The organism is Pseudoxanthomonas sp. Root630 (genome assembly GCF_001427585.1).
Classification (GTDB): domain Bacteria; phylum Pseudomonadota; class Gammaproteobacteria; order Xanthomonadales; family Xanthomonadaceae; genus Pseudoxanthomonas_A.
Window position 1 is genome coordinate 189,734 of record NZ_LMGY01000012.1, and the last position, 12,550, is coordinate 202,283.

Genomic DNA, 12,550 nt, shown 5'->3' on the forward strand with positions numbered 1-12,550 from the left:
ACGGCGACGCGAAGAATGGAAAACGATTTCAGCTGCGCCGCAGCATCGAGAAAAGTGCTTAAAACAAGGGGTTTTTTGCGAGTGTCGGCACAAATGTGAGAAAGTTGACAACGCTGTCAATCGCGCGTCCAATGCGGCCCAATGTGAGAGGACAGGGGGCCTCGAGCACGTACGCCACACGCACACACAACACGCTATTCGTGAATTTCCGGAGAGGGGAAAGTCCATGAAGCTAGTGCAGTCCGTTCCAAGGAAGCGGGTGCTCACGTCCGCGTTGCTGATCGCCATGGCGGGTCCCGCCTGGGCCCAGCAGGCCGAGCCGCAGAGCACCACCGCCACGCCGTCGACGACGACGGCCAATGAAGCCGACCCGACCACGCTGGATACGGTCGTGGTGAAGGGCATTCGTGCCAGCCTCGAATCGTCGATGAACCTCAAGCGCGACGCGCAAGGTGTCGTCGACGGCATCGTGGCCGAGGACATCGGCAAGTTCCCCGATACGAACCTGGCCGAATCCCTGCAGCGCATCAGCGGCGTGTCGATCGACCGCACGCCCAGCGGTGAAGGCTCGAAGGTCACCGTGCGCGGCATCGGGCCTGACCACAACCTGGTGCTGCTCAATGGCCGCCAGATGCCGGGCGCGCTGTTGAACGGGTTCTCTGCTTCGAACTCGCGCGCGTTCGATTTCGCCAATCTCGCATCGGAGGCGGTATCGGGCATCGAGGTCTACAAGACCGGCCTGGCCTCGAATCCGACCGGCGGCATCGGCGCGACGATCAACATCAAGACGGTCCGTCCGCTGGAAAGCGGGCCGCTGCTGAACCTGGGCTTGAAGACGGTCCACGACACGTCGAACGACAACCTGCCCAGGATCATGCAGGGCGACGATTACACCCCCGAGGTGTCCGGCATTTTCAGCCAGACGTTCGCTGACGGGAAGTTCGGCATCGCCGTGACCGGCAGCTACCAGGAACGCGACAGCGGCTTCAGCCAGGTCGGCGTGACCGCCGGCTGGCGCACGCATTTCGGTGGCGAGGGCGGATGGGGTGCGATCGCGCCGGGAACGCCCGGGAACGACAATCTGCCGGGCCCCACCGATCTGTACTCGGTGCCGCAGAACCTCAACTACAGCGTCAACGGCATCCAGCGCCAGCGCACCAACGGGCAGGTCACCCTGCAGTGGGCCCCGTCGGATCGCGTCACCACGACGCTGGACTACACGTATTCCGAAAACAAGATCCAGCAGAAGCGCAACGAGATGTCGGTGTGGTTCAACTTCGTCGGCCAGGAAAGCGCCTGGACCGATGGCCCCGCCGCCGGTCCGGTCTTCTACCGGGAACTCATTCCGTGCACCGGCACGCAGAACGCGAACGGCACCTACGCGGGCTGCAGCGATCTGGCGATGGCCGGTGGCATCAGCGCGACCAAGGCCGAGAACGAGTCGGTCGGTTTCAACGTCGAATGGGAAGTGACGGACTCGCTGGACCTCGCGTTCGACTATCACCGCTCCACGGCGGAACTGTCGCCCGACAGCGAGTGGGGTTCGCAGGGCAACATCGGTACCGCGGCCTGGATCCGTGGCGATACCACGGTCTATTTCGACGGCAAGCTGCCGATCCTCAGCTACACGCTGGCGCCGGGCGTCAGTGGCGTGGACCCGTCGCAGGCGCGCGTGACCGGCCGTCAGTTCGTGAACGGCTATTCGCGGGGCGAAGTCGACCAGGGCCAGCTGAGCGGCAAGTTCGAGTTCGGCGACTTCTCCAACCTGAAGTTCGGCGTGGCCAACACCGAGGTCAAGAACCGGACCGCCTGGGGCATCAACGAAGCGGCGGACTGGGGCGGGATCGGCCTGGCATCCGACTGGGCCGACGGCCTGTGGCAGATCGACGACATTGCGCAGTACTTCGATGCGTTCCCCGGTTACAGCGATCCGCGCTTCAGCAGCCAGTTCCTGGTCTTCGATTACGAGGCCATGCGCCGGGCGGTGGGCGAATTCACGGGCAGGCCGGATCTTGCCCGCGCCCCGGACAACTACAATCGCGCCGACCTGCGCACCACCGAAAAGACCCGCAGCGCCTACCTGCAGTACAGCACCAGCTGGGAGACGCGGATCCCGATCAATCTGGCCGTGGGCGTGCGTTACGAGAAGACCGAGATCGAGTCTTCGGCCCAGGTGGATACGCCGGTGCTCGTGCGCTGGGTGGCGGACAACGAGTTCTTCACCGACATGGGCGAGAAGACGTTCACCACCATGACCGGTGAGTACGACTACTTCCTGCCGAGCATCGATGCCAGCTTCGAGCTCACCGACGAAATGGTGTTGCGTGCCAGCTACGGCCACTCGCTCGGTCGTCCGGGTTGGCAGGACATCCAGGGCGGGCAGACCGTCAGTCCGTTGCTGCGCGTCAATGGCGGCAGCGGCAACTCCGGCAATCCGAACCTGAAGCCGCTGCTGTCCAAGAACATCGATCTGTCGTACGAGTGGTACTACGCCGACGCCAGCTACTTCTCGATCGGCTACTACCGCAAGAACATCTCCAACTACATCGACAGCGGTGCGGGATCGTTCCAGGACACGTTGTTCAGCCTGCCCACGCCGGTGGGTGGTGCGTACTGGAACGCGGCCATCGGTGCGGGTTGCGGCAGCGCGGACGTGGGCTGCATCCGTCAGTACATCTTCGCCAACTTCGACGGCCAGCCTGGCGTGGACAGCACGGCGGGGACCAACGGCGAAATCACCGGCATCCCCGGCGATCCGTTGACGGTGTACAACATCACCATCCCGGGCAACGCCGGTTCGCACACCCTCAACGGGTTCGAGCTCAGCGTGCAGCACATGTTCGGCGACAGTGGGTTCGGTGTCGCGGCCAACTACACGATCGTGGACAGCGACAGCCTCTCGTACGACAACAACGCCAAGGGGCCGCAGCAGGTGCTGATCGGCTTGAGCGACTCGGCCAACCTGGTGGGCTTCTACGACAAGGGACCGTGGCAGGTGCGCCTGGCCTACAACTGGCGCGACAAGTTCCTGAATGGCCAGTACGACGGCGATGCCGCCGACACCGCGAAGAACAACCCGGTGTATGTCGAGGAGTACGGCCAGTGGGACTTGAGCGTCGGCTACAAGTTCAGCGATCGCTTCACGGTCCAGTTCGAAGGCATCAACCTGACCGACGAAACCGCACGGCTCAGCGAGCGCAACAAGAACATCCTGTTCTACGGCACCCAGACCGGTCCGCGCTACATGATCGGTTTCCGTTACGACTTCCGCTGATGTTCGACGGCATGCCCAGGTCCGGTCCGGGCCTGGGCGGCATCGCCAAAGCCACTGGTCTCCAGCGGCTTTGGCTTTGGAAGGGGACTACCGGGTTCCGTTTTGCGAGCGCATAGGCGAGGGGGTGGCGTGGATTCTCCTGTCAGGCATGTAGTCATCCTCGGCGGCGGTTCTGCAGGTTGGCTCACGGCCGCCGTGCTGGCCGCCGAGCACCAGACCGCCTCGGAAACCGGGCTGCGGATCACCTTGATCGAATCGCCGGAGGTCGCGACGGTAGGCGTGGGCGAAGGCACCTGGCCGACCATGCGCGACACCTTGCGCAGGACCGGCGTCAGCGAGACGGACTTCATCCGCGAGTGCGATGCGGCCTTCAAGCAGGGGTCCAAGTTCGTCCGCTGGCGCGAAGAGGTCGATGGCGACTACTACCATCATCCGTTCGTGTTGCCGCCGGGATTCCTGGAAACCCATCTGGCCACCGGGTGGATGGCGCACCGCGATGTGCCTTTCAGCCTGCTGACCTGTTTCCAGGCGCACCTGTGCGAGGCGGGGAAATCCCCCAAGCAGATGTCGACGCCGGAGTGGGCTTCCGTCGCCAATTACGCCTACCACCTGGACGCGGCGAAGCTCGGCGTGTTCCTGCGGAAGCATTGCGTCGAGAAGCTCGGCGTGCGCCACGTCGCCGATCATATGGTCGAGGTGCAGGCGCACGAGAACGGCGACATCGCCGCGCTGCGGACGCGCGAGCATGGTGCGATCGAAGGCGACCTGTTCGTGGACTGCAGCGGCATGCGCGCGCTGTTGATCGGGCAGCACTACGGCGTCGAGATCGAATCGCAGAAGGACGTGCTGTTCAACGATCGCGCCATCGCGACGCGCGTGCCGTATGCGGACCCCCACGTGGAGATCGCCTGCCAGACCATTTCCACGGCGCAGGAAGCGGGCTGGATCTGGGACATCGGCCTGCAGAGCCGGCGGGGCATCGGCCACGTGTACTCCAGCACCCATACCAGCGACGAAGCGGCCGAGGCGGCGCTGCGTCGCTACATCGTGGCGACGGGAGGCCGCGAGCAGGACATCGACACGCTGCCGAAGATCATGATCCGCCCCGGTTTCCGGCGCGGTGCCTGGCATCGGAACTGCGTGGCCATCGGGCTTTCCAGCGGCTTCATGGAGCCGCTCGAAGCGTCTTCGCTGGTGATGGTCGAACTCGCCGCGGGCATGCTCGCGGACCAGATGCCCGCCACGCGCGCCGCCGTGGACATCGTCGCCAGGCGCTACAACGACACCTTCAGCTACCGCTGGGACCGCATCGTCGACTTCCTGAAGCTGCACTACGTACTGAGCAAACGGGACGACAGCGACTACTGGCGGGACAACCGCAGGCCCGAAACGATTCCGGAACGCCTGCGCGACCTGCTCGAATTCTGGCGCCACCAGCCGCCTTCCCGCTACGACCTCAACCGGGTCGAAGAGGTGTTCCCCTCAGCGAGCTACCAGTTCATCCTCTATGGCATGGGATTCACGCCCGGGGCGCGACCGGCCACGCGACGCATGGACGACGTCCAGTGCGCTGAAGGATATTTCCGCCAGTCCGCAGACATCGCGAGGAAGATGCTGTCGGCATTGCCTGGGCATCGTGAGATGCTCGATCATGTGATGACGCGCGGAATGCCGCGCATCTAGGACGACCCACCGATGCCCCGACACGCCCAGGTCAACAACATCGACCACAAGGACTTGCGAATCGACACCCGGCGCAGCGCGCAGCTGGGCGACGATGTCGGTTTCGCCGCCACGTTCCCCGCCGAGTTCCGCGACCTGCAGGCGTACTATCCCATCGTGTTCCGCAAGGACGCGCACGGCGTGTTGGCGCCGATCGCGCTGCTCGGGTTCGAGGAGGGCGTGAACCTGTTCCTCGATGGCGAGCGCTGGGATGCGCATTACCTGCCGCTGGCGATCGAACGGCAGCCGTTCCTGATCGGCCGGGGCGGCGACGAAATGACGGTGCATATCGACCTGGACAATCCCAGGGTGGGCAGTGCCGCCGGCGAAGCGTTGTTCCGCGAGCACGGCGGCCACACCGAATACCTGGACCGGATCGCGTCGGTGCTGCTCACGCTGCACAACGGGCTGCAGCGCGTGCCGGCTTTCGTCGACGCCCTGCTTGCGCACGATCTGCTGGAATCGTTCGCGCTCGACGTGGAGCTCGACGATGGTTCGCTCAACCGGCTCGCCGGCTACTACATCATCAACGAGGACCGTCTCCGCGGCCTCGATGCCGGCACATTGGGCCAGCTGCATGCGGCCGGCCACCTGGAGCCGATTTTCATGGCGGTGGCATCGATCTCGAACTTCCGTGCCCTGATCGACAGGATGAACCGGAGCCGTGCTGGCGGACGCTAAGCCCATTCGGGAGCTGCGCGGCGATGCGCCCGATGCGCTGTCCAAGGCGCTACAGGCGTCGTCGTCCGGACCCGTCGTGTTGCGCGGCCTTGTCGCGCACTGGCCAGCGGTCGCTGCGGCGCGCGGATCGATGCAGGCGGCAGTGGCCTACCTGCATGGCTTCGAGCGCGCGGACGCGCCGCCTGTGGTCGCGACAGTCGCGGCCCCCGAGGCTGGCGGCCGGGTGTTCTACAACGACGACCTGAGCGGCTTCACTTTCCGCCAGGAGCAGATCCCGCTCGGGACGGTACTCGATACGTTGCTCAAGTACGCGGCGCGGGAATCCGCGCCGATGATCTATGTCGCATCGACGACGCTCGACACCTGGTTGCCGGGCTTCAGCGACGACAACGCGCTCTCCTTCGAGGGCCGCGATCCGCTGGCGAGCATCTGGATAGGCAACCGCACCCGCATCGCCGCGCATCAGGATGTGCCCGACAACATCGCCTGCGTGGTGGCCGGACGCCGCCGCGTCACCCTGTTCCCGCCGGATCAGTTGCGCAATCTGTACATCGGGCCGCTGGATTTCACGCCGGCCGGGCAGGCCATCAGCCTGGTCGATTTCGCATCGCAGGACCTGGAACGGTTCCCGCGCTTCGCCGTAGCGATGCAGCATGCGCAGGTGGCCGAACTCGAGCCGGGCGACGCGGTGTTGATCCCCAGCATGTGGTGGCATCACATGGAGGGACTGGAGCCGTTCAACGTGCTGGTCAACTACTGGTGGCGTGAAGCGCCGGGCTGGATGGACACGCCGATGAACGTCCTGATGTATGCGCTGATGACGATGCGCGACCTGCCGCCACACGAGCGGGAGGTGTGGAAAGAGGTGTTCCGTCACTACGTGTTCGAAGCCGATGCGGACACCGTCGCCCATATTCCCGAGGCGGCCCGTCGCCTGCTTTCGCCGCTGGATGAAGTGCGGGCTCGCGATCTGCGCGCACGCCTGCTCAAACGCATCAATCGCTGATCAAGAACGCCAGGGACCCCTTCGTGAACAACCACATCAACGAGACTTCCAGCCGTGACGTGAAGCGCGTGGTCATCGCCGGGGGCGGCACGGCGGGCTGGATGGCGGCGGCGGCGATCTCCAGGGTCCTGGGCAAGACGCTGGACATCACGCTGGTGGAATCCGAGGAAATCGGAACCGTCGGGGTTGGCGAAGCCACCATCCCGACGCTGCTGAGCTTCCATCGGATGATCGACATCGACGAACGGGAGTACATGGCGGCCACGCAGGGCACCATCAAGCTGGGGATCTCGTTCGAGAACTGGCTGGACACCGACCATCGCTATATCCACTCCTTCGGATTCAGCGGCAAGGACCGGGGAGCGAGCGGCTTCCAGCACTTCTGGCTGCGCGGGCGCAAGGAGGGCCTGGCCAGTGGCTATGAGGATTACTGCCTCGAGTTGAAGGCGGCCCTGGCGGACCGCTTTGCGCATCTCCCCCACGGCGGCATCAACTACGCGTACCACATGGATGCCAGCCTGTATGCGAAGTTCCTGCGGCAGTTCAGTGAGCGGCATGGGGCGAAGCGTATCGAAGGCAAGATCGCCGATGTCGTGACGGATGCGGCATCGGGCTTCATCACGGCGTTGACGATGGAGAACGGCGACTCCATCGAAGGCGATTTCTTCATCGACTGCACCGGCTTCCGCGCGCTGCTGATCGGCAAGGCACTCGGCGTGGGTTTCACCGACTGGTCGCACTGGCTGTTCAACGACAGCGCGCTGGCCACCCAGACCACCGCCGTGCGCGACGCGGTGCCCTATACCCGCGCCATCGCCGGCAAGTCCGGCTGGCAGTGGCGCATACCGCTGCAGCACCGGGTCGGCAACGGCATCGTCTATTCGAGCCGGCACATCAGCGACGACGAGGCCCGCGCGGAATTCCTGGGCGGCCTCGAAGGCGATGTCATCAAGCAGCCTTGGCCGATCCGCTTCCAGCCGGGCCAGCGCCAGCAGTGCTGGGAGAAGAACTGCGTGGCCCTGGGCCTGGCGGGCAGTTTCATCGAGCCGCTGGAGTCGACCACGATCCACCTGATCCAGCGCGGCATCGTGCACCTGCTGCAGAATTTCCCGCAGGTGGTCACCCGGCCGGCGATCGACGAATACAACGCGCGGCTGGACGAGGAACTGCAGCACGTGCGCGATTTCGTGGTGATGCACTATCACCTCAGCAATCGGCGCGACTCGCCGTACTGGCGCGAGATCGCGGAGATGGGGATTCCGTCCACGCTGCGCCATCGCATCGAACTGTTCCGCGAGACCGGCACCGTCTTCCACGTGCCCGGCGAGCTGTTCGGCGAGAACTCGTGGATCCAGGTGATGATGGGGCAGGGCATCGTGCCGAAGCGCTACCACCCGACGGCGGACGTGATATCGCCGGCCGAGCTGCAGCGTTTCCTCGACGATATCCGCGCCAGCGTGCAGGGCAACGCGCAGCGGATGCCGGCGCACATGGACTACCTGCGCAGCTACTGCCCCGCGCCCAAGCCCTGACCGGGACACATCGCTTCGCCTATGCTGCGGGCATGAGCGATACGCGACTCGAGGATTTCATGGCGGCCCATGGTCGCCTGTTCGTGCTCACCGGCGCGGGTTGCAGCACCGGATCCGGCATTCCCGACTACCGGGACGAGCAGGGGGCATGGAAGCGCACGCCACCGGTGACCTACCAGGCCTTCGTCGGCGACACGGCGACGCGCCAACGGTACTGGGCGCGCAGCCTGCTCGGTTGGCCGCGGATCGCGGAAGCCAGGCCGAATGCGGCGCATCGCGCGCTGGCGGCGCTGGAGGCGCAGGGACAGTGCGACATGTTGCTGACCCAGAACGTGGACGGCTTGCACCAGGCCGCGGGCAACCGGTCGGTGATCGACCTGCATGGGCGGCTGGGCGACGTCGTCTGTCTCGGCTGCGGGGTGCGGTCGTCGCGCGCGGACCTGCAGCTCCGGCTCGTGGACGCGAATCCGGACTGGGTCGGCCTGGCGGCGGGTGCCGCGCCGGATGGCGATGCGGACCTGGACGGGCGCGACTTCAGCGGGTTCCGCATTCCGGCCTGTGGAGCCTGCGGCGGCATGCTCAAGCCCGATGTCGTGTTCTTCGGCGAGAACGTGCCGCGCGAGCGCGTCCAGGCGGCGATGGCGCATCTGCAGCGCGCCGACGCGATGCTCGTGGTGGGCTCTTCGCTGATGGTCTACTCGGGCCTGCGCTTCGTGCATGCGGCGATGCGCGCGGGCACGCCCGTGGCGGCCGTGAACCTGGGGCGCACGCGCGCCGACGATCTGCTGCAGTTCCGGGTCGCCGCGCCGTGCGGCGACGCGCTGGCGTTCCTGCTGGACGGCGGACGCCGCCGGGTCACTCCACCGACGATTGCAGGCTGAGCCAGCGCTCCAGCGAGTGCGGCGACAACGGGCGCGAGACGTAGTAGCCCTGCAGGATGTCGCAGTTCAGCGATGCCAGGACCGCGCGCTGGGCCTGGTTCTCCACGCCCTCGGCGACCACCTTCAGCGACAGGCTTTCGCCGATGCGCAGGATGGACGTGGTCAGTGCGCGGGCCGATTCGCTGTGCTCGAGGTCGCGCACGAAGCTCATGTCGAGCTTGAGTTCGCTGATCGGCAGGCGGTGAAGATGGCTCAGGCTGGAATAGCCGGTGCCGAAGTCGTCGATCGACAGGTGCACGCCCATGCGGTGGATGGCGTCGATGTTCGCCAGCACTTCCGGCTTCTGCGCCAGCATCACGCTCTCGGTCACCTCGACCATCAGTTCGTCCGGCGACAGGCCGCACTTGCCGAGCACGCTGCCGATGAAGGTGGGCAGGTCCTGCTGTTCGAAGTTGATCGCCGACAGGTTGACCGACACGCGCGGCACCGGCACGCCGCGACGGCGCCAGTCCGCCATCTGCGTGCAGGCTTCTTCCAGCGTCCAGCGTCCGAGATCGTCGATCAACCCGCATTCTTCGGCCATCGGCACGAACGTGGCGGGCGAGATCTCGCCGATCTCCGGGTGGCGCCAGCGCAGCAGCGCCTCTACGCCGTGCAGATGGCTGTCGTCGTCCATCCCGACCTGCGGCTGGTAGTGCAGGCGCAGCTGGCCGCTGCGGACGGCTTCGCGCAGGGCGTTCTCCAGCGCCAGCCGCTCCTGCATCGCCTGGTTCATCTCCAGGCTGTAGAACACGATGCGGCCGCCGCCTTCGGACTTGGCGCGGTACATCGCGATGTCGGCGTGGCGCACCAGCGAATCCACGTCCCAGCCATCGCTCGGGAACATCGCCACGCCCACGCTGGCCTGGGGCGCCAGCATCATGCGGCCGGCGCTGACCGGCTGCGACAGGCGCGCCATCAGGCGGTCGGCGAGGTTGGCGGCGTCTTCCGCGTCGTAGTCGGGCACGGCGAGCACGAATTCGTCGCCCGCCAGGCGCGCGATCACGTCGGCCTCGCGCAGCTCGCCCCCCAGGCGCTTGGCCAGTTCGCGCAACAGGGTGTCGCCGGCGGTGTGGCCCTGGGTGTCGTTGACGATCTTGAAGCGGTCGATATCGATGAACAGCAACGCGACGGCGCTGTCGCGACGCGCGGCGTCCAGCAGCATCTGTTCGACCTTGTTGTTGAACAGCGCGCGGTTGGGCAGCCCGGTCAGCGTGTCGAAGAAGGACAGCTGGTGCATCCGCACGCGCGCGCGTTCGCGATCCATGGCCAGCGCGCACAGGTGCAGGCAGACGTCGACCACGCGCTGGTGGAAGTCGTCGGGCGCGCGGTTCTCCCAGTAATAGAGCGCGAAGGTGCCCATCACGCGTCCATCGTGGCCCTTGACCGGACTGGACCAGCACGCGCGGATGCCCAGCGCGAGGAACGGCGCCTTGTACGCCTGCCAGCGCGGATCGCGTTCGATGTCGGTGCACTCCACCGGCTGGCCGCTCCATGCGGCCGAACCGCAGGCGCCCACCATGGGGCCGGCGCGTTCGCCGTCCACCACGCCGGCGATGTGGTCGGGCAGGCTCGGTGCGGCGAGCACGCGCAGGTGGCCGTAGTCGTCGAGCGCGATCACCGAGGCCACGGCCTCCGGCATCACTTTCTCCACCTCACGGCACACCAGTGTCAGTACGTCCCGCAGCGGCTGCTCGCGGACGATCGCGCCGAGCACCTTGCGGTGCAGTTCCTCGTGCAGCTTGCTGTGGGTGATGTCGGTATAGACGCCCAGCAGGTAGCGCACGTTACGTTCGTTGTCGAAGACCGGGTTGACGACGGCGGAGATCCACAACGGCACGCCGGTCTTGGCATAGACCAGCAGTTCGGTCCGGTAGCCCTGTTGGGTGTTGAGTTGGCCGCGCACCCATTCGACCGTTTCGGGGTCGGTGTGCGGTCCGGCGAGGAAATCGCTCGGTCGCCGGCCGGCCACTTCCTCCAGGGTGTAGCCGAGCATCCGGGTGAAGCCCTGGTTGATGTAGGTGATCCGGGCATCGCCGTCGCAGACCACCACCGCGTTGTCGCTGTGGTCGATGACCCAGGACACGTCTGGTTCGGCGGACGCGGAAACGGCAGGCATGGCGATGGCAGTGGGCCTCACGGTCGCGTCTTCCCCAAGAACGGTATCCGTTGGATGGACCGGGTTCGCCACGGCAGTCCCTGCTAAGCCGCCCCGGGTTGGGGCCATACGAAACGGTATCGGCCCCGGATCGCCGCACTTTACCCGAACTTCTACGTCTTAGACGGAGAGACGATGCATGCAAACGCTTCCATGTCGATCGCGGCCCTCGACGCGCGAACGCTTGGCCGGGACAGGGCGCGTGTCCAGTGTCCGAACGGACAGGGGAGGAGAGGGTGGCGGCCTGACGCATCGGCGTCATGAAGCCCGCCTAGGCTTGCCGCCCGCACGACAGGGGTGATCGAGACATGAAGAAGTTCGGAATGGGGCTGGTGTTGCTGGCCGGCCTGACAGCGTGTGGGCCTGCGCCCGATCCGGTGTCGGGCGGGCCGGCGGTGTCCGCGTCCACGCCTGCGGCGTTGCCCGACGCCGCCGCCGCAGCGGAGGCGCCCTACGCGCGTGCCACCGAGGCCCTGGCCGGGCAGCGGATGATGTCGCCTGCCGGCGACAATGCGATCGAGCACTATCTGGCCGCTCGCGAAGACGCGGCCGATGCGATCCGCGCGCAGAATGCACTGGCCGAACTGCAGCCCTATGTCGTGATCGCCGCCGAGCAGGCGCTCGCGCGCGGCGACGCGTCCGAGGCCGAGCGGCTGCAGGGGTTGATCGAACGCATCGATGCGCGCGCCCCTGCGTTGCCCCGGCTGCGCACGAGCATCGATGCGCTGCGGCGCGAGCAGGCCGCGCAGGCGTCGGTTGTCGCGCTTGAGACGCCACCGCCCGCGGTGACCATCGCGCCGCGGCCATCCGCTGCGCCGCCGCCCGCAGTGGCCAGCGCGTCGCCGCCCGTCACCGCCAGCGCATCCGCAGTACCCACCCCCACCCCGGTGCCCTCCGCGGTGGAAGCACCGCCACCGGCCACCGTGGCCCCCCGTGCCGCGCCGGTGGTGCGGACACCTCGCCTGCTGCAGGACGCGCAGCCGCGCTATCCCCTGCCGGCGCTGCGCGCGCGCATCGAGGGGCAGGCGGAAGTGGCCTTCACCATCCAGCCCGACGGTCGCGTGCGCGATGTGCGCCTGCTGTCGTCGACGCCAGCCGGCCTGTTCGACGCTTCCGCGCTCGCCGTGGCGCAGCGCTGGCGCTTCGAAGCCAGCGACCAGGCCCATGCCTCGCAGCGCACGGTGCGGTTCCGCTTGCCGGCGGGCGCGGAGGGTGGCTCGGATTGATTGGTATCCGTGCGGCCGTCCGGCGAGAATG

General features: G+C 66.5%; 8 protein-coding genes. 7 read left to right on the top strand and 1 reads right to left on the bottom strand.

Annotation, left to right across the window (positions count from 1 at the left end):
- Positions 1 to 226: 226 nt before the first annotated feature.
- The 6 genes from ASD72_RS07050 (at position 227) to ASD72_RS07075 (ending at position 9,096) form a co-directional block, all read left to right on the top strand.
- The gene (locus ASD72_RS07050) at positions 227 to 3,274 is read left to right on the top strand and encodes a TonB-dependent receptor (protein ID WP_056879228.1); all 3,048 of its coding nucleotides are present in this window, start codon (positions 227 to 229) and stop codon (positions 3,272 to 3,274) included.
- 129 nt (positions 3,275 to 3,403) lie between these two features.
- Entirely contained in the window at positions 3,404 to 4,957 is a 1,554-nt protein-coding gene (locus ASD72_RS07055; protein WP_056879229.1) for a tryptophan halogenase family protein, read from the top strand.
- A gap of 12 nt (positions 4,958 to 4,969) precedes the next feature.
- On the top strand, positions 4,970 to 5,677 hold the full coding sequence (locus tag ASD72_RS07060) for a SapC family protein (protein ID WP_056879230.1): 708 nt from the start codon (positions 4,970 to 4,972) through the stop codon (positions 5,675 to 5,677).
- Complete coding sequence (locus tag ASD72_RS07065; RefSeq protein WP_343123681.1) at positions 5,664 to 6,683, top strand: cupin-like domain-containing protein; 1,020 nt, start codon at positions 5,664 to 5,666, stop codon at positions 6,681 to 6,683. The genes ASD72_RS07060 and ASD72_RS07065 overlap by 14 nt, the downstream gene beginning before the upstream one ends.
- A gap of 23 nt (positions 6,684 to 6,706) precedes the next feature.
- Positions 6,707 to 8,215, top strand: a complete 1,509-nt coding sequence (locus ASD72_RS07070; RefSeq protein ID WP_235577963.1) for a tryptophan halogenase family protein — start codon at positions 6,707 to 6,709, stop codon at positions 8,213 to 8,215.
- Positions 8,216 to 8,247: 32 nt separating this feature from the next.
- Positions 8,248 to 9,096, top strand: a complete 849-nt coding sequence (locus tag ASD72_RS07075) for an NAD-dependent protein deacetylase (protein WP_056879232.1) — start codon at positions 8,248 to 8,250, stop codon at positions 9,094 to 9,096.
- Here ASD72_RS07075 and ASD72_RS07080 read toward each other — a convergent pair.
- Complete coding sequence (locus tag ASD72_RS07080; RefSeq protein WP_056879233.1) at positions 9,071 to 11,254, bottom strand: EAL domain-containing protein; 2,184 nt, start codon at positions 11,252 to 11,254, stop codon at positions 9,071 to 9,073. The two genes, ASD72_RS07075 and ASD72_RS07080, sit on opposite strands and share 26 nt — an antisense overlap.
- A gap of 347 nt (positions 11,255 to 11,601) precedes the next feature.
- Between ASD72_RS07080 and ASD72_RS07085 the strand changes: the two genes are divergently transcribed.
- Entirely contained in the window at positions 11,602 to 12,519 is a 918-nt protein-coding gene (locus ASD72_RS07085) for a TonB family protein (protein ID WP_056879234.1), read from the top strand.
- Positions 12,520 to 12,550: the final 31 nt, after the last annotated feature.